Source organism: Aquibium microcysteis, from assembly GCF_014495845.1.
Lineage (GTDB): Bacteria > Pseudomonadota > Alphaproteobacteria > Rhizobiales > Rhizobiaceae > Aquibium > Aquibium microcysteis.
In genome coordinates this window covers 854,521-879,524 of sequence record NZ_CP061080.1, presented here as the reverse complement: position 1 = coordinate 879,524, position 25,004 = coordinate 854,521, and the positions used below count along the sequence as shown (strand labels likewise).

Here is a 25,004-nt window from a genome sequence, read left to right as displayed (position 1 = left end):
ACAGCCGAAACGAAAATTTCCGAAACGAGACGTGCCATGAACCTGATCCGCAACTATCGCAACTGGCGCCGCTACCGTGAGACCGTCACCGAGCTCGGCCGCCTGTCCAACCGCGAACTGAGCGATCTCGGCATTGCCCGCGGCGACATCACCTTCGTGGCCCGCAAGGCCATCTGACGACTTGAACGAGTTTCGGCAGAACCTACCTCCTCCCAGGTTCTGACGGATTGGCAAGGCATCCACCTCCTCCCGGGTGCCTTCCGAAATCAGCACCGGTCGCACCTCCTCCCGCGACCGGTGCTGTCCTCCCCCGAAGCGGGGACAAGAGATTGACGAATTCCGTCGGGATCCACCTCCTCCCGGTGAACGACGGATCGGCCGGTACCGACCTCCTCCCCGGTACCCGCCACCCAAATGGCACCGGTCGCACCTCCTCCCGCGACCGGTGCCGTTTCCTCCCCAAAGCGGGGAACAGAGATTGACGAATTCCGTCGGGATCCACCTCCTCCCGGTGAACGACGGATCGGCCGGTACCGACCTCCTCCCCGGTACCCGCCACCCAAATGGCACCGGTCGCACCTCCTCCCGCGACCGGTGCCGTTTCCTCCCCCGTAGCGGGGAACAGAGATTGACGAATTCCGTCGGGATCCACCTCCTCCCGGTGAACGACGGATCGGCCGGTACCGACCTCCTCCCCGGTGCCCGCCACCCAAATGGCACCGGTCGCACCTCCTCCCGCGACCGGTGCCGTTTCCTCCCCCGAAGCGGGGAACAGAGATTGACGAATTCCGTCGGGATCCACCTCCTCCCGGTGAACGACGGATCGGCCGGTACCGACCTCCTCCCCGGTACCCGCCACCCAAATGGCACCGGTCGCACCTCCTCCCGCGACCGGTGCCGTTTCCTCCCCGAAGCGGGGAACAGAGATTGACGAATTCCGTCGGGATCCACCTCCTCCCGGTGAACGACGGATCGGCCGGTACCGACCTCCTCCCCGGTACCCGCCACCCAAATGGCACCGGTCGCACCTCCTCCCGCGACCGGTGCCGTTTCCTCCTCGAAGCGGGGAACAGAGATTGACGAATTCCGTCGGGATCCACCTCCTCCCGGTGAACGACGGATCGGCCGGTACCGACCTCCTCCCCGGTACCCGCCACCCAAATGACACCCGCCGCACCTCCTCCCGCGGCGGGTGTTGTTTTTTGCGGGAGTTCCCTGGCACAAGCAGTTTTCGGTCGCGGCGGGTTTCACCGGCTTCGCCACGCGCTATATCGCAGGCAACCTCGTTTCTGCCCAAAGCGCGGAGTTTCTCATGCAGATGCGTCCCCTCGGCCGAACCGGCCTGTCCATCGCGCCGCTGGTCTTCGGCGGCAACGTGTTCGGCTGGACCGCCGACAAGGCGACGTCCTTCGACCTGCTCGACCGGTTCGTCGACGCCGGCTTCAACGCCATCGACACGGCCGACGTCTATTCGCGCTGGGCGCCAGGCCATTCTGGCGGCGAATCGGAGAGCGTGATCGGCGAATGGATGAAGGCGCGCAACGCCCGCGACAAGGTCGTCGTCATCACCAAGGTCGGCTCCGACATGGGTTCCGGCAGGCGCGACCTGTCGAAGGCCTACATCGTGAAAGCGGTCGAGGAGTCGCTGCGCCGGCTCCAGACCGACGTGATCGACCTCTATCTCTCGCACTGGCCCGATCCCGAGACGCCCCATGCGGAGACGCTTTCGGCCTATGACGACCTGCTGAAGGCCGGCAAGGTCCGCTCCGTCGGCTGTTCGAACCTCGACGCCGCGCAGCTGCGTTCGGCGCTGGACGTGGCGAAGGCCGAGGGCCTGCCGCGCTACGAGGTGCTGCAGCCGGAACTCAATCTCTACGACCGCTCCTCCTTCGACGGGCCCCTGAGCGAGCTGACGACGACGGAAGGCCTGGGGGTCATCACCTATTTCAGCCTGGCGAAGGGCTTCCTGTCGGGCAAATACCGCAGCGCGGCCGATCTCGGCAAAAGCCCGCGCGGCGGCGGCATCGGCGGCTACCTCGAACCGCGCGGCTTCGCGATCCTCGACGCGCTGGATACGGTTTCCGCCCGGCATGGCGCCAGGCCGGCCGAAGTGGCGCTCGCCTGGATCATGGCGCGCCCGGACGTGACGGCGCCGATCGCCAGCGCAACGACGGTCGAGCAGTTGAACAGCCTGATGAAGGCGGCGGGACTGGCCCTCGACGCGGACGACATGGCGCTTCTGGAGAAAGCGAGTGCCCCGGCCTGAACCAGGCCGGGTGACCCCGCGTCAGCGTTCGCCGAGCACTCCCCGGGCGGCCCATTCGTCATAGGGCCGGACGTCCGGCGGTCCACCGGCCGGCTCGTACCAGCTGTCGATCGCCCATTTCCGTCCCGAAGCCGTCTCGCGCAGGACGGCGGTGGAGTGCGGATAGCGTCCGTCGACGAAGAGGCCGCGCGACCGGTTCGCCTCCACCGCGTGGTGCTTCAGAAGGCCGCGTTTTTCCAGATAGAGGAGCAGCGAGCGGGTGTTGGTGGACTCGTCGATGCAGTCCATCTGTCCCTTCGCGCGCGACTGCGTGTAGTCGGATTTCGGCAGGTCGCGGAAGCCGATGACGCCGGCTGCCCGCTCCTCCGCATACTGAACGGCCTTTCCGACCGCGATGCGTTCGGCCTCCGGCGAACCGATGCCGGTGAAGTACGCGGCATACTGCTTGTGATCCGCCGCGCCGAGGTCGACACGCGTCTTGTAGGAGCAATCGAAGCCGTGGCAGACGAAGAGCCGGCTCTCCTCGGTCTTCGTGATCTCGCCCAGATAATTGCTCGACGACGAGGTGCATCCGGCGACGAGGCCGTACAGCAGGACCACCGAGACTTTGAACTTCTCACGCATGAGGCGGGAAAGTAGACAGCCGGCGTTCGTATCGCAACAGAAGGATTCGTGGCACGACCACATCCCGCCGGCCGCGGAGGCGATTGCATTCGCAGGTGGGCCGGCCTATCTCGGTGCGCATGACCACACCCATCCACGTCATCGGCGGCGGTCTCGCCGGCTCGGAAGCCGCCTGGCAGATCGCCGGGGCCGGCGTTCCCGTCATCCTGCACGAGATGCGCGGCGTGCGCGGCACGGAAGCGCACAAGACCGACGCTCTCGCCGAACTCGTCTGCTCCAATTCCTTCCGCTCCGACGATGCGGAGAACAATGCCGTCGGCCTTCTGCACGCCGAGATGCGGCTCGCCGGCTCGCTGATCATGGCCTGCGGCGACGCGCATCAGGTGCCGGCGGGCGGCGCGCTCGCGGTCGACCGCGACGGTTTTGCCGCGGCGGTGACCGCGAAGCTCGCGGCGCATCCGCTGGTCACGGTGGTCCGCGAGGAGATCACCGGCCTGCCGCCGCGTGACTGGGACCAGGCGATCATCGCCACCGGTCCGCTGACCGCGCCGGCACTCGCCGAGGCGATCCGCGCCGAGACCGGCGCCGATGCGCTCGCCTTTTTCGACGCGATCGCGCCGATCGTGCATTTCGACACCATCGACATGGATGTCGCCTGGTTCCAGTCGCGCTACGACAAGGTCGGACCCGGCGGCACGGGCAAGGACTACGTCAACTGCCCGATGGACAGGGACCAGTACGAGGCCTTCGTCCAGGCGCTGCTCGACGGCGCCAAGACCGAGTTCAAGGAATGGGAAGGCACGCCCTATTTCGACGGCTGCCTGCCGATCGAGGTGATGGCGGAGCGCGGGCGGGAAACGCTTCGCCACGGCCCGATGAAGCCGATGGGCCTGACCAACGCGCACAACCCGACGGTCAAGGCCTACGCCGTCGTCCAGTTGCGGCAGGACAATGCGCTGGGCACGCTCTACAACATGGTCGGCTTCCAGACCAAGCTGAAGCATGGCGAGCAGACGCGGATCTTCCGGATGATCCCGGGGCTCGAGAATGCCGAGTTCGCGCGGCTCGGCGGCCTGCACCGCAACACCTACATCAACTCGCCCACCCTGCTCGACGGCTCGCTGCAGCTGAAATCGCGGCCGGGGCTGCGCTTCGCCGGCCAGATCACGGGTTGCGAGGGCTATGTGGAATCGGCCTCCATCGGGCTGCTCGCCGGCCGCTTCGCCGCCGCTGAGCGGCTGGGCATGGCGCCGTCGCTGCCGCCCGCGACGACCGCCTTCGGCGCGCTGCTCGGCCACATCACCGGCGGGCACATCGTTTCCGACGACGAGCCCGGCAAGCGGTCCTTCCAGCCGATGAACGTCAATTTCGGCCTGTTCCCGCCACTCGAACCGGGCACGAACCTGAAACCCGAAGGCTTCGAGGGACGGTTCCGCGGAAAGGACAAGACCGCGGCGAAGAAGCGCGCGACGACGGCGCGGGCGCTGGCAGACTGCCGCGCCTGGCTCGGCAGGGCACAGACCGCGCAAGCGGCCGAGTAGGCTCTAAGCCCAGGTCAGCGCCGGCGCGTCCGGCTCGCCGGACGGCACCAGGAGGGCTACAGCGCGCTTGAGCGCCGCCACGCAGTCGCCGTCGAAGGCCGTGCCGGTGTCCTTGTCGAGAATCGCAAAGGCCTGCTCGACGGTCATCGCCTTGCGATAGGGCCGGTCGGCGGTCAGCGCGTCGAAGACGTCGGCGACCGACAGGATGCGCACCTCCGGCACGAGGTCGTCCCCTGCCAGACCGAGGGGATAGCCTTTGCCGTCAAGCCGCTCGTGATGGGCGCCGGCGATGTCGGCGAGGTCGCGGAAGATCGCCACCTTGCGCAGGATCTCGGCGCTGTGCGCCGGGTGGCTGCGGATCGAGGCCCATTCCGCCTCGGCCGGCTTGCCGGGCTTGTCGAGGATCTGGTTCGAGACCGCGAGCTTGCCGATGTCGTGCAGCAGGGCAGCGCGGCGCAGCCAGCGACGATGCGCGGGAGCGAACCCCATCTCCTCCGCGATCATGTCGGTGAACAGCGTGACGCGGCGGCTGTGGCCAGCGGTGAAAGGGCTCTTGGCATCGATGACGTCGGCGAAGGCGGCGACTATGTCGTCGACATAGTCGTCCGTCACGACGGTGCTCGTCTGCGCCGGCGGCAGCGCGAAGAGCCGGACGTCGAGATCGTCCGCCTCGACGGCTTCCCAGAAGCCCGGCTGGCGCTCTTCTGCCAGGAACGCGTCGACGACGGCCGGATCGAACCAGCTGCCGCGCCGCGCCGCGACCTCGCGGCGGGCGGCGTCCCGCCCGCCCTCGGCGTGAAAGATATCGGCCACCTGCGCGGCGAGCGCGATGCGCGAGGCGAGCGGGATCGAGGCTCCCTTGCGACCCTCCGGCTTGCCCGAACCGTCCCAGTGCTCGTCGAGCCAGCGGATGCCATCCTGGACGGCCGGCGCGAAGCGCATCTTCGCCGCGATGTCGGCGCCGCGATGGCAGCGCGTCTCGATCATCTCGCGTGCGATCTGACCCCCGTTGCGCAGGATGTTGAGGATCGCGCGCACGCGTTCGGCGAAACCCGATTCCAGACCGGTCTTGTCGAAGACGAATCGCAGCGCGGCGGCAAGGCTTCCGTCGATCGTCTTGAAGTCGCGCTTGAAGGCGATGTCGTCGGCCAGATAGAGTTCGCAGATGCGCGCGGCGTTGCTGGAGCAGCCGAGATCCTTCAGCAGCACCGCAAAGTAGACGTCCGACAGCGCCTCCCCCTCCAGCCCCATCCGCATCGCGATTCGCGTGCCGATCCAGGCCGCCCGCTGGCAGTGGCCGGGCGGCTGGCCCTCCGTCAGGTCGAGCGCGTGGCTGAGCGTGCCCAGCAGTTCGGCGAGACGCAGCGCACCGGCAGCACCGATGCGGGGCAGGATCGCAGGGAAGGACGCGGAAGGATGGGGCGAAAGCGCGGGGGCATGGGACATGAACCGTATCCTGCCATCGGCCGATTAACGGCAGGACAACGCGCCGCTTGCGCCGCCCGCCTCCATCGCGGACAACTGTCCGCAAACCGGAGGCAACCGCATGACGACGACCGAACCCGACTTCTTCCGCGTGGAACGCCACGGCGCCGTCGTCCACCTGTCGATGAACCGGCCGCAGCGCTCGAATGCCATGTCGCCCGCGTTCTGGACCGGCCTGCCGCGCCTGATGGCCGAACTCGGCCGCGACCCTTCGGTGCGCTGCGCCATCGTTTCCGGCGAGGGTCGCAACTTCACCGGCGGCATGGACCTTTCCGCCTTCACCGACATCGCCCGTCTGTTCGAGAACGAGCCCGGCCGGGCCGCCTACGCCATGCGCGAGGAGATTCTGGCGCTGCAGGAGGCGTTCAACGCCATCGAGCGCGTGCCCTTCCCCGTCATCGCCGCCGTCCATGGCGCCTGCATCGGCGCGGGCGTCGACCTGATCACGGCCTGCGACATGCGGATCGCGTCGGCCGACGCCTATTTCGCCATCGAGGAGATCCATATCGGCATGGCCGCCGACGTCGGCACGCTGCAGCGGCTGCCGAAGCTGATCGCACCGGCCGTCGCGGCCGAACTCGCCTATACCGGCCGCCGCGCAACCGCCGAGGAAGCGAAAAGCTTCGGTCTGGTCTCGGCCGTCCATGCCGACCGGGAGGCCGTGCTCGCCGCAGCCTTCGAGCTGGCCGACGCGGTGGCGGCGAAATCGCCGCTGGCGATGGCGGGCATCAAGCGCAACCTCGCCTATGCCCGCGACCATTCGGTGGCCGATGGGCTCGACTACATCGCCACCTGGAACGGCGGCATGCTGCGCGCTGGCGACCTGATGGCGGCGGTGCAGGCCAAGATGGCGAAACAGGCGGCGTCGTTTCCGGATCTGCTCGCAAAGGACTGACTGCCGAACCTTCCCTTCGGCGCGGACCGCGGGGAGCCTATCGCACCGGGAGCCTGCGCAGTTCGCCGCTTCTGCGGCGGCGGCCTTTCGTGTATGGTCGGATGAAATCCCACCGCCGGAGGCGAACCATGGACCAGGCAGAGAAGCTCTCGGTGACGGTGACGCCGCAGATGGCGCAGATGATCCGCGACAAGGTCGAGAGCGGCCAGTACGCCTCGGCAAGCGAAGTGATCCGCGCCGGACTGCGCGCGCTCCAGTCCGAAGAGGAGGAGCGCGCCGACCGCCTCGCCTGGTTGAAAGCGCAGATCCGGGCGTCCCTCGAAAACCCTGGTCCTGGACACAGCAACGAGGAGGTCTTTGCCGAGCTTCGCGCACGATTGCAGGCGAAAGCCGCAGGTGGTTTCAATGAAGCGCCTCAGAGTTCGATGGAGCAACCTGGCGAAGAGCAATCTCGCTGACCTGATCGAGGACGTCGTGCGCGCGTCCGGATCAATCGACGTCGCTCTTCGTTACTCTGATCGGCTAGAGGCACGGTGCAGACGGATCGGAGAGGTACCGTTGTCGCGACGGCCGCGCGACGATCTTGCCGCAGGGCTCCGCAGCCTTCCGTTCGAATGGAGCGCAATAATCTTCTACGTCGTAGAAAGCGACCACGTGCTGATCTCGAACGTCTTCCGCCGCGGGCGCGACTACGAGGCTGTCCTGCGCGGGCGATCGTCACCCGAGAGCAGTGAAGTCTGATCCTACTCCGCTGGCTCCGCCGCGATACCGCCGCCTCCCGCCCTCCCCGGCAGGCCCGGCCTCCCCGCCTCTCCCGGATGGCGCAGCACGTAGTCGGCCTTGAGGCTCTGCGACGTCTCGCGCGAGCCGTCGTGGCTCCAGCCGGGCGGCATGAACAGGTAGCCGAGGCGCTGCCGCACCGTCAGGCCGGGTGCGGCGGCGTCGCGGGCCATGCCGACCCATTCGTGGAAGGCGACCTTGAACGGGTTGAAGGTCCCGAGGTTCTTCACGATGCCGTAGCGCGGCCGGTCCTCGTCGAGTTCCGGCACGAAGGTGCCGAACAGCCGGTCCCAGACGATCAGCGTGCCGGCATAGTTGGCGTCGAGATAGCGCGGGTTGGTGGCGTGGTGGACGCGGTGGTGCGAGGGCGTGTTGAACACCGCCTCGAACCAGGCCGGCAGCCGGCCGATCGCCTCGGTGTGGATCCAGAACTGCCAGATCAGGTTGAAGCCGAAGACGAAGGCGATCACCGCCGGATGGAAGCCGAGGAGCACGATCGGCGCCTGCAGCACGAACATGCCGGTGAAGGTGCCCGTCCAGGACTGCCTGAGCGCGGTCGAGAGGTTGTAGTGCTGGCTGGAGTGGTGGTTGACGTGCTCGGCCCAGACCCAGCGAACGCGGTGGGCGATGCGGTGGTACCAGTAGTAGCGCAGGTCGTCGATCAGGAAGGCGGCGAGGAAGACCCACCAGTGGAGGCCGAGGTCGAACAGGCGGAACTGCCAGAGCCAGGTCAGTGCCCGATAGGCGACGAAACCGAGCAGGAGGCCGGCCACGACGTTGCCGGTGCCCATCAGCAGGCTGGTCAGCGTGTCGCGCGTCTCGAACTCACCCTTCGCGCGTCCTGTCCGCACCAGCCAGAGCTCGATCAGGATCGCGGCGACGAAGAACGGGATCGCGAGTTCCGTGACCTTGGGAAAGTCGTAGCCGTCCATCAGGCGGTTCTCCTCTGCTCCAGGGCGGGCAAGGCCAGCCGCGCCGCCACCGCGTCGGCGTCAGCGGCCGATGCGAAATCGAAACGCCCGCCCCGCCAGGTGAAGTCGCTTGTGACGATGACCAGCGACGCAGACGCCACCCGTTCCAGCCGCGCGACGTCGGCGGCGCTGACGACACGCGTCAGGAAATGGCCGCCGAAAGACTGGACAATGCCGGTCCGGCTGCCGTCGAGGTCGAGAAATGCGGCATCGCGCGAGAGCGTGAGACGAACGCCTGCCGGCTGCTCGCGCGGGTGGTCGACGGCGAAGCGCGCACGCGCGGCCGCCTCGTCGGCGAGAACCGCCGTGCGGGTGCCGCCGGTGAGATGCACGGCCAGCACGATCGCCGCGATGCCGACGACGACCAGGATCACGAGTACGGGCAGGCTCATCGCCGCTGTCTTCCTCCCGCACGGACCATCCGGATCCGCGCGGACCGATCTAGCACTCTGTTGACGTAAACGTCAAAGATCAAGCTGCGGAAGGCGGCGATTCTCGCGGCTGCTACCAGCCGCGCGTCGCCCTCCGGAAGGCGATCCAGTGGCGGCGCAGCGGAGACAGCCGCCCTCCGCCGTCCAGCGGTGCCGCCTCGAAGCGCGTCAGGTGCGGACCCGCGAAGGCCGCAGGCAGGTAGGCCGGGCGCAGGACGGCGGGAAGCCTGCCCGCACCCCGCTCGAAGGCGGCGGCATGTTCGCGACCGAGCGCCGCCATGGCTGCCACCGCCCGTTCGGTGCCGGGGCCGCCGACCAGAAAGCTCTCCCGGTCCGTCCCGGCGGCCGCGAGGATGTCGGAGGGGACGTAGCACTGTCCACGCGACCGGTGCAGAGGCAACAGCCGCAGCAGGCCGGCGATCGCCTGCGCGCAGCCGGCATGGCCGGCAAGCGCGGCGTTCGCCACCGCCGCCTCGCGATCGAGCACCAGAGCGGCGAACTGGATCAGCGCACCGGCCGTCTCGCCGCAATAGCCCTCGAGCGTCGTTCGATCGGGCATCGGGTCGTCGTACAGATCGAAGATGCGCGCTTCCAGCATCCCGTCGAAGGCGGCCAACGGCAGGTCGTGGGCTGCAATCATCGCCCGCAGTGCGTCCGCGACAGGGTTGCCGGTCATTGCGCCCGGCGGCGCGGCGAGCGCGTCGCGCCACCATTGCAGCCGGATCTCGCCCGGTAGCGGTTCGCGCACCGCGTCGCGGATGCGGGTGATCTCGACGTTGAAGGCATAGAGCGACAGCAGCGCCGCGCGCCGGTCTTCCGGCGCGTAGAGAACCGAAAGCCAGCGTTCCGGATCGCCGTCCCGGACGATCGCGGTCAGATGCTTCGAATTCGGGTCCATATCAGTCGACGGCGATCAGCGCGGCGGCAACCGCTCTGTCCTCCGCCAGCAGCACGTTGTAGGTGCGCACTGCCGCGCCGGTCGACATCGGGTCGGCGGAAATCCCGGCCATGCGGAAGACCTCCCGCAGCGACTGGGGAATACGCCGCAGTTCCCGGCCCATCCCGACGATGAGGATCTCGATGCCGTCCGCCTCGGCAAGGAGCCGCTCGAAGTCCGCGGGTCCGAGGCTTTCGGGGTCTGCGGGCGCCCAGCCGTGGATGCCGGAAGGCAGGCACAGCAGCGAGCCGCGATGCGACATGTCGGCGAAGCGGAAGCCGCCGCCGCCATAGGCGTCGAGCGGCGCCCGCCCAGGAAAGTGCGCCTCGCGGATGATCATGCCGGCGCCTTCGCCATGATCAGGCCTTCGAGGCCTCGACCGGGGCCGCCTCGTCCGTCCTCGCCTCGCCATCCTCCTGGGACAGCGCGCCCGGCCGCAGCTTGAACAGGATCAGCAGCGGCGCGGCGATGAAGATGGAGGAATAGGTGCCGAAGAGCACGCCGAACAGCATCGCCGCCGTGAACGAACGGATCACCTCGCCGCCGAAGAGGAACAGCGCGGCGAGCGCCATCAGCGTCGTCACCGACGTCATCGTGGTGCGCGACAGCGTCTCGTTGATGGCAATGTTGAGCAGTTGCGGCAACGGCATCTTCTTGTAGCGACGCAGTTCCTCTCGGACGCGGTCGTAGACCACGACCGTATCGTTCAGCGAGTAACCCACGATGGTCAGGATCGCGGCGATCGACGACTGGTTGAACTCGATCCCCGACAGGACGAAGAAGCCCATCGTGATGACCACGTCGTGGATGGTGGCGATGATGGCGCCGACCGCAAACTGCCATTCGAACCGGAACCAGACGTAGACCATGATCAGGGCGAGCGCGACGATGACGCCAATGGTGCCCTGGGTTGCCAGTTCGCCGGACACCGTCGGCCCGACGGTCTCGACACGGCGGATGTCGTAGTCCTGCTCGAGTTCGCCCCGCACCACGACGACCACGCTCTGGGCGGCATTGTCGCCGCCTTCCTGCGCCTGGACGCGGATCAGGACGTCGGTGTCGGCGCCGAACTGCTGCACCTGGATCTCGCCGAGGTTCAGGTCGGAGAGCCGGCTGCGGATGTCGGCGACGTCGGCAGGACCGCTGCGCGACTGCACCTCGATCAGCGAGCCGCCCTTGAAGTCGATGCCGTAATTCATGCCGACGGTCATGAACAGCACCACTGCGCCGACCGAAAGGATCGACGACAGGGTGAAGGTCCAGCGCCGCATCGCCATGAAGGGAATGTTCGTCCGCTCGGGAACGAGACGAAGAGGCGCGCGCGGGAGTTCCTTGGGCTTGGCCCGCCGGACCCAGGCCGCCGTCAGCCAGCGGGTCAGGGTGAAGGCGGTGAAGACGGTGGTGACGATGCCGATGGCCAGCGTGACGGCGAAGCCTTTGACGGGGCCGCTGCCCAGATAGAACAGCACCACCGCCGCGATCAGCGTCGTCACGTTGGCGTCGACGATCGTCGCCATCGCTCGGCTGAAACCGGTGTCGATCGACTGGATCAGCGAGCGCCCGAGCCGCCGTTCCTCGCGGATGCGCTCGTAGATCAGCACGTTCGAATCGACCGCCATGCCGATGGTCAGCACGATGCCGGCGATGCCCGGAAGCGTCAGCGTGGCGCCGAGCAGCGACAGGAGCGCGACGATCATCGCGACGTTGGCCACCAGCGCGACGTTGGCGATCAGGCCGAGCAGGCCGTAGACGGCGACCATGAAGATCACGACGAGAACCGCGCCGATCACGCCCGCGATCTTGCCGGCGTCGATCGAATCCTGGCCGAGGCCGGGGCCGACCGTTCTTTCCTCGATGATGTCGAGCGTGGCCGGCAATGCGCCGGCACGGAGCAGGACCGCGAGGTCGTTGGCGCCCTGGACGTCGAAGCTGCCCGAGATCTGACCGGTGCCGCCGAGGATGGGTTCGCGGATCTGCGGCGCCGAGATCACCTGGTTGTCGAGGATGATGGCGAACAGGCGGCCGACGTTCTGCTGCGTGGCCTGCCCGAAGCGGGTGGCGCCCTGCGTGTCGAAACGGAAGGAGACGACCGGTTCGTTGGTCCGCTGGTCGAAGCTCGCCTGCGCATCGACCAGATTCTCGCCCGAAACGATGACACGGTTCTCGATGAGATAGGGAACCGGCGGATCGTCGGTGGAGAACATGACCGTCGAGCCGGCGGGCGGGCGGCCTTCGATCGCCTCCTGTACCGGCATGGAACTGTCGACCATCTGGAAGGTCAGCTTGGCGGTCTGGCCGAGGATGTCCTTGAGCCGCTGGGGATCGTCGAGACCGGGGACCTGGACCAGGATGCGGTCGTCGCCCTGCCTCTGGATGATCGGCTCGGTCGTGCCGAGTTCGTTGACGCGCCGCCCGACGACTTCGATCGACTGGGACAGCGCCGACGACAGGCGGTAGGTGATGCCGGAATCGGTCAGCGCGTAGCGCAGCAGCCCGGGCTCCGGCTCGGAAAGCTCGAGTTCGGATACGCTGCCGCCCGCGAAAAGCCCGGCCGAGATCGGCTCGATCAGGGTGGCAAGCGCTTCCTTCGCCCGCTCCACGTCGCCGGTCTCGCGGATCCGGACCTGCACCGTGCGACCCGTGCCAGACAGGCCGGTGTAGCCGATGCGGGCATCGCGCAGGAGGCGGCGGATGTCGTCGCGGGTGGTCTCCAGCCGCTCGTCGATGAGGTCCTGCTGGTCGATCTGCAGGAGGATGTGAGAACCACCCTGCAGGTCGAGGCCAAGCGTCATCTGGCGCTTGGGGAGCCAGTCGGGCAGCGACGCGAGCGTATCCCTGGAAACCAGGTTGGGCGCCGCGAAGACGACGCCCGCCACGACGGCCAGCCAGATGAGGATGGTCTTCCAGGGCGAGAAGTAGAGCATGTGGCTATCCGTCGGGCGGAGATGTCAGACCATCCGCCCGCAACGAGTTTATTTCTTGGCGTTTTCGTTGGCGACCGGTTCGCCCTTGACCCGCACGTCGGCGATCGTCGCACGCAGCGCGGTGACCTTGAGGCCGTTGCCCAGGTCGATCTCGAGCTCGTTGTCGTTGATGACCTTCGTGACCTTGCCGAGGAGTCCCCCGCCGGTGACCACCGAATCGCCGCGGCGAACGGCGGCGAGCATCTCCTGGCGCTTCTTCAGCTGCTGGCGCTGCGGCCGGATGATCAGGAAATACATGATGACGAAGATGAGGACGAAGGGCAGGATGCTGATCAGCATGTCGGGGCCGCCCCCAGCCGTTTGCGCATAAGCCGGTGTCACGAACATCTAGGTCTCCTGAAAGATGGGGATGAGGGGCGTGTTCCGCCCCCTCCGAAGGTGCGCGGAATATAGTCGCTCGCACCGCCTTTGCAACCGACAAGCCGCCTGAACGCCGCGCTTTTGCGGGTCTTCGGCGCGTGTTAGAGCGCGGTGCGACGAATGGAGGAAGCGCGAGCGTGACGGACGACCCGAAGACCGAGACCCTGAGCGACAAGATCGACCGGCTGATCGCGGCCATCGAGCGGCTGGCACCGGCCGCGCCGCCGCAGTCGGACATCGAGGCTGCGGACTGCTTCGTCTGGGATGCCGCCTCCCGCGCCCTGCAGCCGGTGGAGCGGGTCAACCGGGTCGGGATCGGGCTGATCCGGGGCGTCGACCGGGTGCGCGACATCCTCGTCGACAATACCGAGCGCTTCGCCGCCGGGCTGCCGGCCAACAACGTGCTGCTGTGGGGCGCGCGCGGCATGGGCAAATCGTCGCTGGTGAAGGCCGCGCACGCCGCCGTCAACTCCGGACGACCGTCCTCGCCGCTGAAGCTCGTCGAGATCCACCGCGAGGACATCGACAGCCTGCCCGGCCTGCTGGCCATCCTGAAGGCCTCGCCGCACCGCTTCGTCCTGTTCTGCGACGACCTGTCGTTCGATCACGACGACACGTCCTACAAGTCGCTGAAGGCGGCGCTCGAGGGCGGTGTCGAGGGCCGGCCGGAGAACGTGATCTTCTATGCGACGTCGAATCGCCGCCATCTCCTGCCGCGTGACATGATCGACAACGAGCGCTCGACGGCGATCAACCCGTCGGAAGCGGTGGAGGAGAAAGTGTCGCTGTCGGACCGCTTCGGCCTGTGGCTCGGCTTCCACAAATGCTCGCAGGACGACTACCTGGCGATGGTGGACGGCTATGTCGGCCATTACGGCCTCAGGATCGGCGCGGACGATCTGCGCGCGCAGGCGCTCGAATGGGCGACGACGCGCGGCGCCCGGTCGGGCCGGGTGGCGTGGCAGTTCGTGCAGGACCTCGCGGGACGGCTCGGGCAGCGGCTCGACGGCTGAGCGAAGGATCGCCGGGGAGCCGGCGCCCCTGCCCTATTCGAGGAACTTCGACGGATCGACGGGCGCGGAGTCCTTGCGGACTTCGAAGTGCAGCTTCGGCGTATCGGCCGAACCGCTCATGCCCGAACGCGCGATCTCCTGGCCGCGGCGGACCTTGTCGCCACGCTTGACGTTGAGTTCGGAGGCATGGCCGTAGACGGAGACGAGACCATCCTCGTGGCGGACGAGCACGGTGTTGCCGAACTCCTTGAGACCGTCGCCGGCATAGATGACGACACCGTTCTCGGCCGCCTTGACGGGCGTGCCCTCCGGTACCGCGATGTCGATGCCGTCGTTGGTGCGGCCGCCGGCGGTGCGGCCGTAGCCCTCGATGACGCGGCCGCGCACGGGCCAGCGCATCTTGCCCACGCCCGTCGCCTCCGGTGCGATCGCGGCGGTCTGGGTGACCGCTTCCTTGATCACCTTCTCGTCGCGCGTCGGCGGCGTGTAGGCGGTGACGGGGCTCGGTGCGTGCGCCTTCGCTGCCGGCGCGGAACTCGTCGTGATCGGATCGACCGAAGGGGTGGCGGGCTTGGCTGCTGCGACGGTGGCGGTCCCGCCGGCCGGAACCGTCAGTTTCTGGCCGATGCGCAGATAGCCGTCGCCGAGATTGTTGGCGGCCTTCAGCTGCGCCGTGGTGGCGCCGGTCTTGCGGGCGACGGAGTTGAGCGTGTCGCCGGAGACGACGGTGTAGACGTTGCCGGCATTGGAAGTGGCGACACGCGTGGCCGTGTTGGCGGTCGCAGGCGCCATCGCCGGATCCTTCGGCCGCGGCGTCTGCGGCAGGACGGCGACCGCCTGGGCGGGAGCCGGAGCCGGGCGCGGCGCGGTCGGGGCGTCGTTCTTCAGGCCCCGCGTCGAACTGGCGGCAGCGACCTGAGGATCGTTGTCGGGCGCGGAGACGGGCGCCTGGCGCGAGTAGACGTAGGTGGGGATGACCACCTTCTGGCCGGCCGCCAGTTCGCTGGCGGAGGCCATGTCGTTGGCCTTGAGGATCTCCTTGACCGGAACGCCGAAGCGCTTGGACATGTTGTAAAGGGTCTCGCCCTGGCGCACGGCCACCACCGTGCCGCCGACCTTGGACCAGCCCTGCTGGGCGGAATCAGTCGCCGCGACCTCGACCGCGGGCCCGGCGGTGCCGGTCGCCATCCGGTCGACCTGTGCGGGACCGCGCGCAAGCTGGACGGGCGCGGGCTGCAGCGACGCCTGCTGTACGGGTGCCGGCTGAACCGGGGCCGGCTGGGCTGCCGCCATGGGCGGAAGGGAGGAGCGCTGGATACCGCCGGCCGGCGCTGCGACCGCATAGCGGTCTCCCTGCCCGCCGGAGGGAGCCGCCACCGGTGCGGACGCCGTGCGGACGTCGCCCGGGAAGGGCTGGGCGGCGCCGTTGCGGATGATCGACCGCTGGTTGGCCGTCGAGCCCGTCAGGAGCTGGTCGGTGAAGATACCCTCGTTGAAGCGCGTGACGCCGGAGCTGCACCCCGCCAGAACGGTGGTGGTCGCACATATTACGGCAAAGCGCGAAAGACCGCGCCGATATGCCCCCGAAACCCTCATCCGCATCGCCATTACTCGCGCATACTCGTTACAGTACGATGCGATTAGAGCGCGTTAATCTTACCGGGCGGTTAAGCTTGCCGGAAAATCGTGAAAATGCCGGCCTCAGATACGGGCAGCGAGGCCGGGCAGCAGCGGCTGGAGGCGAACCTTGCCGATGTCCTGCCGCTCGAACCGGCTGCCGACCTTGGTCAGCCGGGCGACCGCCTGCTCGCCGTCGCCGGGGCCGATCGGCGCGATCATGACGCCGCCGGAGGCGAGCTGGTCGACATAGTTGCGCGGCATGCTGTCGAAGGCCGCCCAGCAGACGATCCGGTCGAAGGGTCCCTCGCCTGCCATGCCGAGCTTGGCGTCCGCCTGGCGCAGGATGACGTTGCCGACGCCCAGCGCGTCCAGCCGGTGGCGGGCCTGCTCGACGAGCGTGCGCCAGCGGTCGATGCTGACGACGCGGGCGCAGAGCCTGGCCATGACGGCGGCAGTGAAGCCGGAGCCGGTGCCGATCTCGAGCACCCGGTGCTGCGGGTCGAGCGACAAGGCGTGGATGACCTGCGCCTGCAGGTCGATGCCCTCGATCACCTCGCCGCAGGCGATGGGGACGAGCCGGTCGGACCAGACCGACGACTGCCATTGTGCGCCGATGAAGTTGCGCCGCGGCACCTGCTCGATGGCGCCGACGAGATCCTTGCCGGCGATCCCCCGGCCGCGCATGCGCAGCAGGAAGGCGGCGAAGCCCTCGCGCTCGTCGGCAACCGCGTTCATCCGATCGCGCGCTCCAGCCGATCGCGCAGCTCGTGGGCGGTCAGGTCCAGATGCATCGGCGTGACCGAGACGAAGTTGTCGCGCAGCGCGGCGAGATCGGTGCCGGCACGCACCTCCGACGGCTCGCGGCCGAAGCGCAGCCAGTAGTAGGGGAAATTGCGGCCGTCGCGGCGCTCGTCGATCCACAACCCGTGCACGCGCTTGCCCTGGGTGGTGACCTTCGTGCCAGCCACGGCGGCAGGGTCGCAATTCGGGAAGTTGACGTTCAGGAAGGTTCCCGTCGGCAGATCCGTGCGGACCAGCTTCTCGAGCAGCGCCGGGCCGACCGCCTCGGCGACCTCCCAGGGGACCATCCGGCCTTCCTCGGAGAAGGTGTAGGCCTGACTGAGCGCGATCGAGCGGATGCCGAGCAGCGTGCCTTCCATCGCGCCGGCCACCGTGCCCGAATAGGTGACGTCGTCGGCGACGTTGGTGCCGGAGTTGATCCCCGACAGGATCAGGTCCGGAGGGGAATCCATGATCTTGCGCACGCCCATGATGACGCAGTCGGTCGGGGTGCCGCGCAGCGCGTAGTGCCGGTCGTCGAGCTTGCGCAGGCGCAAGGGCTCCGACAGCGAGAGCGAATGGGCGAAACCCGACTGGTCGGTCTCGGGCGCCACCACCCAGACGTCGTCGGACATGGCGCGGGCCATGCGCTCCAGCACCTGGATGCCCTCGGCGTGGATGCCGTCGTCATTGGTGATGAGAATGCGCATGTCTTGGCCCTGCTCTTTCCTAAGGTCTGGATCGCTTGCGCCCTGCGACACCCCCCTCTGCCCTGCCGGGCATCTCCCCCTCGAGGGGGGAGATCGGCAGCTTCATGTGCCGCGCCCATCCTGCGACGTCCGAAAGAGCGGGGGTCGCAGGAAACAGCCGATCTCCCCCCTTGCGGGGGAGATGGCCGGCAGGCCAGAGGGGGGCGCCGTGGAGCGCTGTCGGTGCGTATCAGGCGTCAGCCGATCCGTTCCAGTCCGCCCATGTAGGGGCGCAATGCTTCAGGAATCGTGACCGAGCCGTCCTCGTTCTGGTAGTTCTCCATCACCGCGATCAGCGCGCGGCCGACGGCGACGCCGGAACCGTTCAGCGTGTGGACGAAGCGCGGCTGGACCTTGCCCTGACCCTCCTCGGGCTTGGGCCGATAGCGCGCATCCATGCGCCGCGCCTGGAAATCGCCGCAGACCGAGCAGGACGAGATCTCGCGATAGGCCTTCTGGCCGGGCAGCCAGACCTCGATGTCGTGCGTCTTCTGCGCGCCGAAGCCCATGTCGCCGGTGCAGAGCACGACGGTGCGGAACGGCAGGCCGAGGCGCTTGAGGACTTCCTCCGCACACGCGGTCATGCGCTCGTGCTCGGCCAGCGACGACGCCTCGTCGGTGATCGAGACCAGCTCGACCTTGTAGAACTGGTGCTGGCGCAGCATGCCGCGCGTGTCGCGCCCGGCCGAACCCGCCTCCGAGCGGAAGCAGGGGGTGAGCGCGGTGTAGCGCAGGGGCAGGTCGGCGACGTCCTGGATGTCCTCGCGGACGAGGTTGGTGAGGGGGACTTCGGAGGTGGGGATAAGGCCGAGGCGGGCCTCTCCGTGCTTGGCGAAGAACAGATCCTCCTCGAACTTGGGCAGCTGGTTGGTGCCGAAAAGCGCCTCGTCCTTCACCAGCAACGGCGGGACCACCTCCGTGTAGCCGTGCTCCGTCGTGTGCAGATCCAGCATGAACTGGCCGAGCGCGCGTTCCAGCCGGGCGAGCTGGCCCTTGAGCACGGTGAAGCGGGCGCCCGACAGCTTGGCGGCGCGCTCGAAGTCCATCAGGCCCATGGCCTCGCCGAGTTCCCAGTGCTCCTTGGCCCAGTCCATCCGGCGCGGCGCGCCGACGCGGCGCAGTTCGACGTTGGCGTGCTCGTCGCGCCCCTCCGGCACGTCGGGCAGCGGCACGTTGGGCAGCACGGCCAGCGCCTGCCTCAGCGCCTCGTCGAGTTCGCGCTCGCGCGCCTCGCCGTTCTGGATGAACTCCTTGATCGTGCCGACCTCGGCCTTCAGCGCCTCGGCACGCGCCATGTCGCCGGCGCGCATGGCGTTGCCGATCTCCTTGGAGGCGGCATTGCGGCGCTCCTGGCTCTGCTGCAACTCGGTCAGATGGGAGCGGCGCGCCTCGTCGCGGGCGATCACGCCGTCGACGACGGACTGCGCCTGCCCGGCCGACGAGCCGCGCCGGACGAGCGCGTCAGTGAGGGCTTGGGGGTTTTCGCGAATCCATCGGATGTCGAGCATGGCGGGGTCTGGTCCCTGATGCGGCGGGTGGATGACGGCGTCCCGGCGGCGCATGGCGCGGGACGGGAAGGCCGTAAACCGCAAATCGAGGCGACGCAAGACCGGGACGGATGCGGGGCTTGCGGTGCGGGCGAAGCGTCGGCGGTGGTGCTTGGCACTCGGGCGGCGGCAGCGGACGTCGTGCACGCGAGCGGGGGCAGCGCGCGGCGACCCCCACCCCTTACCCCTCCCCTCAAGGGGGAGGGGGATGGCGAAGGTCGCGCGGCCCCGATCGGTGGAAGGCGTGGTGGGAACGCTGCAGGACTCCCCTCCCCCTTGAGGGGAGGGGTAAGGGGTGGGGGTTGCGTCGCGCAGACATCCGCGTCAGCACACATGCGCGGCGCATGAGCCGCCGGGCAGGCGCGTCAACCCGCCTTCGGCTCCGCGGCCGCCTGCGCCTCGGCCGCCTCGCGCGCGGCCTCGTCCGCCTCGGCCTTCGCCTTCGCCGCTTCGGCGAGCGCCCGGGTCTTCTCGATGCGGCGGGCGAGGATGATCGATATCTCGTAGAGCAGGATCGTCGGCAGCGCGAGGCCGATCTGGCTGACAGGATCGGGCGGCGTCAGCACGGCGGCGACGACGAAGGCGATGACGATGGCGTATTTGCGCTTGTCAACGAGACCCGCCGCCGAGAGAAGGCCGACGCGGGCCATCAGCGACGTCACCACCGGCAGCTGGAAGACCAGGCCGAAGGAGAAGATCAGCGTCATGATCAGCCCGAGATATTCCGACACGCGCGGCAGCAGCGAAATCTGGATCTCCTGGTCGGGACCCACCTGCTGCATCGACAGGAAGAACCACATGACCATCGGCGTGAAGAAGAAATAGACCAGCGCACCGCCGATGGCGAACAGGATGGGCGAGGCGATCAGGAACGGCAGGAAGGCGTGGCGCTCGTTCCTGTAGAGGCCCGGCGCGACGAACTTGTAGATCTGCGTGGCGATCAGGGGGAAGGCGAGCACGAGGCCGCCGAACATGCCGAGCTTGATCTGGGTGAAGAAGAATTCCTGCGGGGCGGTGTAGATCAGGTCCACCTGGCTCGCGTCGAGCCCGGCCCAGGCGGTCGCCCACTGGAAGGGGATGACCAGAAGGTTGAAGAGCTGCTTGGCGAAGAAGAAGCAGACCAGGAAGGCCACGAAGAAGCCGCCGATCGCCCACATCAGGCGCGTCCGCAGCTCGATCAGATGCTCGATCAGCGGCGCGGAGGATTTTTCGATCTCGTCGTCGTCGGAGGAAGTCACGAGCTGGTCCCGGAAGAGCTTGCGGCCGGCTTGTGAGCCTCGGCGGCGGGATGAGGAGCGGCGGCGCCGTTCGCAGCGGGCCTCGGCTCAACGGGCGGCGCGACGGGCGCAGGCGACGCGAGGGGCGCAGGCGACGCGAGGGGCGCGGGTTCGGACGGGGTCGCGTCTGCCAGCGGCGCCGGTTCGCCCGGCATAGCGGCCGGACCGGCCTTGGCGGGCTCGGCCGGGGTGGCCGGCGCATCGGCCGAGGGCACCTTCGGCGGCTGCGGCTTCATCAGCCCGTCGAGGCCGGCGCGCACGTCGGACGCGGCCTTCTCCATGGGATTGAGCGCCTTGCGGATGTCGGCCGCGGGGTTGAGCTTGCGGGCCGAGTCGATGGTCGACTTGACGTCGTCGAGCTCGGCTTCCTTCAGCGCCTCGTCGAACTGCTTGCGGAAGTCGCCGGCCATCCGGCGCAGGCTCGAGGTCGTGCGCCCGAAGGTGCGCAGCATTTTCGGAAGATCCTTGGGCCCGACGACCACGATCAGGACGACCGCGATCACGAGCATCTCCGGCCAACCGATGTCGAACATGTCTTACGCTTCCGGTTGAGCGGCGCGAATGCCAGGCGTGCGGATCAGGACTTCGGCGCCGTTTCCTTGGCGGCCTTCACCGCCTCGTCCTCGCGGTGCTCGACGACCCGCGCCTTTTCCGCCTCGTCCTCGTCCGACATGCCCTTCTTGAAGCTCTTGATGCCCTTGGCCATGTCGCCCATCAGCTCCGGGATCTTGCCGCGCCCGAAGAGCAGCAGCACCACCACCAGGACGATGAGCCAGTGCCAGATGGAGAAGGAACCCATGATAACCTCTTCCGAACGATGATCGTCCACTTAGTTAGGCGCTATCGGCCCGTCTTTCAAACACAAGCACATCAGACTTTCGCACCGAGAGCCAGACCGCGCGCGCTCCCGGAGACAAAGCGCCACACCGGATGCGCGCCCGGACCGGGACCTCGGCGCCGGACACGGCGAGTTCGAGAGCCTCGGAGTCTCCCAGGAAGCGACGGGATATCACCCTGGCTTCCGTCCCGCCATCCTTTTCATGCGCCTCGATGGCGGTGAGCCGGACGGCGACGGTGACGTCGGTCCCCGCCGGAAAGCCGGGCGCGGCAAAGGGGCCGAGCGGCGTCTCGACCATCCCGTCGCGGGCGACGGCGTCGAAGACGTTGAGCTCGGAGAAGAAGCCCGCGACGAAGAGGCTGGCCGGCTTCTGGAACAGGTCCTCGGCGCGGCCCGCCTGGACCAGCCGGCCGTCGCGCAGGAGCGCGATGCGGTCGCCCATGCGCATGGCCTCCTCGGCGTCGTGCGTGACCACGATGGCGGTGGCGCGGCTCTGGCGCAGGATCGCCAGCGTCTCGGCCCGCACGCTGTCCTTCAGCCGCGAATCGAGGCCGGAGAAGGGTTCGTCGAGGAGCAGCACAGCCGGGCGCGGCGCGAGTGCCCGGGCGAGCGCGGCGCGCTGCTGCTCGCCGCCCGACAGGATGTGCGGATAGGAGGCGGCGTGGTGCTCGAGCCCGACGCGGGCGAGTGCGGCCATCGCCTCGCGCTTCGATTCGGCGGCCGACAGGGCGGTGAGGCCGAAGCGAACATTGTCGAGAATGGTGTAGTGCGGAAACAGCGCGAAATCCTGGAACACCAGGCCGATCGAACGCTTCTCGGGAGGGAGAAAGACCGAAGGGCCGGCGATCTCGCGGTCGTTGAGCAGCACCCTGCCCCGCGTCTGCGCCTCGATGCCGGCGGCGATCCTGAGCAGCGTCGTCTTGCCGGAACCGGAGGGACCGAGCAGGCAGAGCACCTCGCCGGGCTCGGCCGTGAGCGAGACGCCGCGCAGCGTCTCGCTGCCCCGGCCGAAGGAATGCCAGATCTCGTCGAAGGCCAGCCTGGCGGCGAAGCTGACGCCGGTGGCCGGGCGCACGCCGCGTGCGGCCGGCCGGCCGGCCGCCGCCGGATCCGTGCCGGGCTGCCCCGTGCCCGTCCGCCTTGTGCTGGATTGCGTCATCGTTGCTCGTCGCGGCCCGTCCCGGCGACCTGCTGCGGCCGGGTGCCGTGGTCAACCATCCCCGCCGCGGGGTGTCAACAGGCCGAGTTCCTCGAGGTCGACGTCGGTCAGCGGATCCTCGTCGTCCGTCAGTTCGTCCGGATCGGCAGGCGGCAGCGGCATGGAGAAGTTCGACGGCATCCGCACCGAGAGCAGGCCGGCACCCTTGAGCTCGTCCATGCCGGGCAGGTCGCGCAGTTCGGCGAGGCCGAAATGGTCGAGGAAGGCCGTGGTGGTGCCGTAGGTCACCGGGCGGCCGGGCGTGCGGCGGCGGCCGCGCATCCTGACCCAGGCACTTTCGAGCAGCGTGTCGAGCGTGCCCCTGGAGGTCTCGACGCCGCGCACCTCCTCGATCTCGGCGCGCGTGACCGGCTGGTGGTAGGCGATGATGGCGAGCACCTCCAGCGCCGCCCGCGACAGCTTCTTCGGCTGCGGCGCGTCGCGGCTCATCAGGAAGGCGAGGTCGCCCGCCGTGCGGAAGGCCCAGGCGTCGGCGACGCGGACGAGGTTGACGCCGCGCGTCGCGTACTGGCGCGCGAGCGAGGCCATCACCGAAGGCACGTCGACGCCCTCGGGCAGCCGGGCGGCGAGCGCCTTCTCCGTGACCGGTTCGGCGGAGGCGAAGACGATGGCCTCGGCCATGCGGATCGCTTCGGAAGAATGCACGCCCCCGGCGGGATTGTCGTTGCCCGCCGGCCCGGAAAAGACGCCGTCGTCGTCGCCGGCCGGCATGGCGGCTGCTCGCAGGTCACGCATCGGAGGCCTCCGCAGCGGCGTGCTTCAGCCGCGGCCGCAGGTAGATGGGGGCGAAGGCGCCGTCCTGGCGGATCTCCAGCGCCCCCTCGCGCACCAGTTCGAGCGAGGCGGCGAAGGAACTGGCGATCGCGGTGGCGCGCTCCTGGGGGCTCGCCAGCCAGTCGAGGAGGAAGCCGTCGAGGGCGGTCCAGTCGCGCATGCGGCCGACGAGACGCGTCAGCAGGTCGCGCGCCTCCTGCAGCGACCAGACGGTTCGCCGGGCGATGCGCACGTGGGTGACCGCCTGGCGCTGCCGCTGGATGGCGTAGGCGGTGAGCAGGTCGTAGAGCGAGGCCTGGTAGGCGGTCTGCTTCTCAACGACCACGACTTCCGGCATGCCCCGCGCCATGACGTCGCGGCCGAGCCGGTTGCGGTTGACGAGCCGGGCGGCGGCCTCGCGCATGGCTTCGAGCCGCTCCAGCCGGAACTGCAGGACGGCGGCCAGTTCCTCGCCGCTCTCGCCGTCGTCGCCGGGCACCCTCGGGATGAGCAGCTTCGACTTCAGGAAGGCGAGCCAGGCAGCCATGACGAGATAGTCGGCGGCGAGTTCGAGGCGAAGGCTGCGGGCACGCCCGACGAAGACCAGATACTGCTCTGCCAGCGCCAGGATCGAGATGCGGGCGAGATCGACCTTCTGGCCGCGGGCGAGGTGGAGCAGCAGGTCGAGCGGACCTTCGAAGCCATCGACGTCGACGACGAGCGCCTCGGCCGGATCGCGCACGTCCGCCTCGGATGCCGGGAGGCGCTCCTTCGGGACGGCGGGCTCTGCTTTTGCTGCGGCGGCCTTGGCCACGCGTCATCCTCTCATGCGACAGCCCCCGTCAGGGCGGAAAACTCTTCGCGCAACGCCGCCTCGATGGCGCCGTCTGCCCGGCCGAGCAGCGACAACGCGCGTCCGGCGCGGCGCCGCGCCTCGGGCGACAGCCCCGCACAGCCGGCGGCGACGGCCTTCATCTCGTCCATCACGCCGTTGCAGTGAAGGACCACATCGCAGCCGGCTTCAAGGATGGCGCGGGCCTTTTCGTCGAAATCCCCAGAAAGCGCCTTCATCGACACGTCGTCGCTCATCAGCAGTCCGTCGAAGCCGATTTCGCCGCGGATGACGTCGCCGACGATCCGCGGCGATGTGGTTGCCGGGCGGTCGGGGTCGAGCGCGGTGTAGACGACGTGCGCCGTCATCGCCATCGGCAGGTCGGCGAGCGCGGCGAAGGGCGCGAAGTCGCGGGCGCGGAGTTCGTCGAGCGGCGCGTCGACCACCGGCAGTGCGAGATGGCTGTCGGAGAAGGCGCGGCCGTGGCCGGGCACGTGCTTCATCACCGGCAGGACGCCGCCGGCCATCAGCCCCGCGGCCGCGGCACGCCCCATCGCGGCCACGACCGCAGGATCCTTGGCATAGGCGCGGTTGCCGATGACGTCGTGCGCCCCCTCGACGGGGACGTCGAGCACCGGCAGGCAGTCGGCATTGATGCCGAGACGCATCAGATCGAAGGCGTGCAGCCGCGACATCAGCCAGGCCGCGCGCAGGCCGGTTTCCGGCTCCGCCGCGTGAAGGGCGCCGAGGGCGGCGGCCGGCGGATAGTTCGGCGCCAGCGGCGGGCGCAGGCGCTGCACGCGGCCACCTTCCTGATCGATGAAGACGGGCGCGTCGGCCCGGCCGACGCAGTCGCGCATGTCGGCGACGAGATCGGCAATCTCGTTCGGCTCGCCGACGTTGCGGGCGAACAGGATGAAGCCCCAGGGGGCCTCGCCGCGATAGAAGGCGCGCTCCTCGCCAGTGAGGCGCCTGCCCGATGATCCGAAGATGACGGCTCTTGATTCGCTCATGACGGCGAAGGTAGTGCCTTTGTGCGCGCGAGGGAAATGCGCCGTGCCCGCACGAATGCGAACGGGCCGCCCGTGGGACGGCCCGTCGG

General features: G+C 68.6%; 26 protein-coding genes. 7 read left to right on the top strand and 19 right to left on the bottom strand.

Features of this window, described 5'->3' with window-relative positions:
• Window positions 1–36: 36 nt before the first annotated feature.
• Complete coding sequence (locus IAI54_RS03955; protein WP_187971118.1) at window positions 37–177, top strand: DUF1127 domain-containing protein; 141 nt, start codon at window positions 37–39, stop codon at window positions 175–177.
• Between the two features lie 1,135 nt (window positions 178–1,312).
• Complete coding sequence (locus IAI54_RS03950; protein ID WP_187971117.1) at window positions 1,313–2,266, top strand: aldo/keto reductase; 954 nt, start codon at window positions 1,313–1,315, stop codon at window positions 2,264–2,266.
• Window positions 2,267–2,287: 21 nt separating this feature from the next.
• Here the strand turns inward: IAI54_RS03950 and IAI54_RS03945 are convergent, their stop codons facing one another.
• Window positions 2,288–2,866: a hypothetical protein gene (locus IAI54_RS03945; RefSeq protein WP_235679242.1), complete on the bottom strand. Its 579-nt coding sequence runs from the start codon at window positions 2,864–2,866 to the stop codon at window positions 2,288–2,290.
• A gap of 143 nt (window positions 2,867–3,009) precedes the next feature.
• Here IAI54_RS03945 and trmFO point away from each other — a divergent pair, with 143 nt between their 5' ends.
• Entirely contained in the window at window positions 3,010–4,431 is a 1,422-nt protein-coding gene (gene trmFO, locus IAI54_RS03940) for a methylenetetrahydrofolate--tRNA-(uracil(54)-C(5))-methyltransferase (FADH(2)-oxidizing) TrmFO (protein WP_187971116.1), read from the top strand.
• A gap of 3 nt (window positions 4,432–4,434) precedes the next feature.
• Here the strand turns inward: trmFO and IAI54_RS03935 are convergent, their stop codons facing one another.
• Window positions 4,435–5,877, bottom strand: a complete 1,443-nt coding sequence (locus IAI54_RS03935) for an HD-GYP domain-containing protein (RefSeq protein ID WP_187971115.1) — start codon at window positions 5,875–5,877, stop codon at window positions 4,435–4,437.
• Between the two features lie 100 nt (window positions 5,878–5,977).
• Here IAI54_RS03935 and IAI54_RS03930 point away from each other — a divergent pair, with 100 nt between their 5' ends.
• From IAI54_RS03930 to IAI54_RS03920, 3 genes are all read left to right on the top strand, one after another.
• Window positions 5,978–6,811 carry a crotonase/enoyl-CoA hydratase family protein gene (locus IAI54_RS03930; protein WP_187971114.1) on the top strand — a complete coding sequence of 278 codons (834 nt, stop codon included), beginning with the start codon at window positions 5,978–5,980 and terminating at the stop codon, window positions 6,809–6,811.
• A 128-nt stretch (window positions 6,812–6,939) separates the two neighbouring features.
• Entirely contained in the window at window positions 6,940–7,269 is a 330-nt protein-coding gene (locus tag IAI54_RS03925; protein WP_187971113.1) for a type II toxin-antitoxin system ParD family antitoxin, read from the top strand.
• Complete coding sequence (locus IAI54_RS03920) at window positions 7,217–7,552, top strand: type II toxin-antitoxin system RelE/ParE family toxin (RefSeq protein WP_187971112.1); 336 nt, start codon at window positions 7,217–7,219, stop codon at window positions 7,550–7,552. Before IAI54_RS03925 ends, IAI54_RS03920 begins: the two co-directional genes overlap by 53 nt.
• A gap of 2 nt (window positions 7,553–7,554) precedes the next feature.
• Here the strand turns inward: IAI54_RS03920 and IAI54_RS03915 are convergent, their stop codons facing one another.
• The 6 genes from IAI54_RS03915 to yajC form a co-directional block, all read right to left on the bottom strand.
• A complete protein-coding gene (locus IAI54_RS03915) occupies window positions 7,555–8,523 on the bottom strand; it encodes a sterol desaturase family protein (RefSeq protein ID WP_187971111.1) in 969 nt (322 codons plus the stop codon).
• Window positions 8,523–8,954, bottom strand: a complete 432-nt coding sequence (locus tag IAI54_RS03910) for a hypothetical protein (RefSeq protein WP_187971110.1) — start codon at window positions 8,952–8,954, stop codon at window positions 8,523–8,525. Before IAI54_RS03910 ends, IAI54_RS03915 begins: the two co-directional genes overlap by 1 nt.
• 112 nt (window positions 8,955–9,066) lie before the next feature.
• On the bottom strand, window positions 9,067–9,891 hold the full coding sequence (locus tag IAI54_RS03905) for a phytoene/squalene synthase family protein (RefSeq protein ID WP_187971109.1): 825 nt from the start codon (window positions 9,889–9,891) through the stop codon (window positions 9,067–9,069).
• Window position 9,892: 1 nt separating this feature from the next.
• Entirely contained in the window at window positions 9,893–10,270 is a 378-nt protein-coding gene (locus IAI54_RS03900; protein WP_235679241.1) for an Mth938-like domain-containing protein, read from the bottom strand.
• A gap of 19 nt (window positions 10,271–10,289) precedes the next feature.
• Entirely contained in the window at window positions 10,290–12,854 is a 2,565-nt protein-coding gene (secDF, locus tag IAI54_RS03895) for a protein translocase subunit SecDF (RefSeq protein ID WP_187971107.1), read from the bottom strand.
• 48 nt (window positions 12,855–12,902) lie between these two features.
• Window positions 12,903–13,241, bottom strand: coding sequence for a preprotein translocase subunit YajC (gene yajC / locus IAI54_RS03890; RefSeq protein ID WP_187971106.1), 339 nt, complete (start codon window positions 13,239–13,241; stop codon window positions 12,903–12,905).
• A 170-nt stretch (window positions 13,242–13,411) separates the two neighbouring features.
• Here yajC and IAI54_RS03885 point away from each other — a divergent pair, with 170 nt between their 5' ends.
• Window positions 13,412–14,287, top strand: a complete 876-nt coding sequence (locus tag IAI54_RS03885) for an ATP-binding protein (RefSeq protein ID WP_187971105.1) — start codon at window positions 13,412–13,414, stop codon at window positions 14,285–14,287.
• Between the two features lie 33 nt (window positions 14,288–14,320).
• Here the strand turns inward: IAI54_RS03885 and IAI54_RS03880 are convergent, their stop codons facing one another.
• From IAI54_RS03880 to nagZ, 11 genes are all read right to left on the bottom strand, one after another.
• A complete protein-coding gene (locus IAI54_RS03880) occupies window positions 14,321–15,889 on the bottom strand; it encodes a peptidoglycan DD-metalloendopeptidase family protein (protein ID WP_235679240.1) in 1,569 nt (522 codons plus the stop codon).
• A gap of 99 nt (window positions 15,890–15,988) precedes the next feature.
• Window positions 15,989–16,642: a protein-L-isoaspartate(D-aspartate) O-methyltransferase gene (locus tag IAI54_RS03875; protein ID WP_187971104.1), complete on the bottom strand. Its 654-nt coding sequence runs from the start codon at window positions 16,640–16,642 to the stop codon at window positions 15,989–15,991.
• The gene (surE, locus tag IAI54_RS03870) at window positions 16,639–17,397 is read right to left on the bottom strand and encodes a 5'/3'-nucleotidase SurE (protein WP_187971103.1); all 759 of its coding nucleotides are present in this window, start codon (window positions 17,395–17,397) and stop codon (window positions 16,639–16,641) included. Before surE ends, IAI54_RS03875 begins: the two co-directional genes overlap by 4 nt.
• Before the next feature lie 236 nt (window positions 17,398–17,633).
• Window positions 17,634–18,944, bottom strand: coding sequence for a serine--tRNA ligase (serS, locus tag IAI54_RS03865; protein WP_187971102.1), 1,311 nt, complete (start codon window positions 18,942–18,944; stop codon window positions 17,634–17,636).
• A 404-nt stretch (window positions 18,945–19,348) separates the two neighbouring features.
• The gene (tatC, locus tag IAI54_RS03860) at window positions 19,349–20,221 is read right to left on the bottom strand and encodes a twin-arginine translocase subunit TatC (protein WP_187971101.1); all 873 of its coding nucleotides are present in this window, start codon (window positions 20,219–20,221) and stop codon (window positions 19,349–19,351) included.
• Complete coding sequence (tatB, locus tag IAI54_RS03855; RefSeq protein WP_187971100.1) at window positions 20,218–20,793, bottom strand: Sec-independent protein translocase protein TatB; 576 nt, start codon at window positions 20,791–20,793, stop codon at window positions 20,218–20,220. The genes tatC and tatB overlap by 4 nt, the downstream gene beginning before the upstream one ends.
• Window positions 20,794–20,837: 44 nt before the next feature.
• Window positions 20,838–21,059: a twin-arginine translocase TatA/TatE family subunit gene (locus IAI54_RS03850; protein WP_187971099.1), complete on the bottom strand. Its 222-nt coding sequence runs from the start codon at window positions 21,057–21,059 to the stop codon at window positions 20,838–20,840.
• A 34-nt stretch (window positions 21,060–21,093) separates the two neighbouring features.
• Window positions 21,094–22,257 carry an ABC transporter ATP-binding protein gene (locus IAI54_RS03845; protein WP_187971098.1) on the bottom strand — a complete coding sequence of 388 codons (1,164 nt, stop codon included), beginning with the start codon at window positions 22,255–22,257 and terminating at the stop codon, window positions 21,094–21,096.
• Window positions 22,258–22,308: 51 nt separating this feature from the next.
• Window positions 22,309–23,028: an SMC-Scp complex subunit ScpB gene (scpB, locus tag IAI54_RS03840; RefSeq protein ID WP_187973002.1), complete on the bottom strand. Its 720-nt coding sequence runs from the start codon at window positions 23,026–23,028 to the stop codon at window positions 22,309–22,311.
• 16 nt (window positions 23,029–23,044) lie between these two features.
• On the bottom strand, window positions 23,045–23,884 hold the full coding sequence (locus IAI54_RS03835) for a segregation and condensation protein A (protein ID WP_187971097.1): 840 nt from the start codon (window positions 23,882–23,884) through the stop codon (window positions 23,045–23,047).
• A gap of 11 nt (window positions 23,885–23,895) precedes the next feature.
• Complete coding sequence (nagZ, locus tag IAI54_RS03830) at window positions 23,896–24,915, bottom strand: beta-N-acetylhexosaminidase (protein ID WP_187971096.1); 1,020 nt, start codon at window positions 24,913–24,915, stop codon at window positions 23,896–23,898.
• Window positions 24,916–25,004 lie beyond the last annotated feature (89 nt).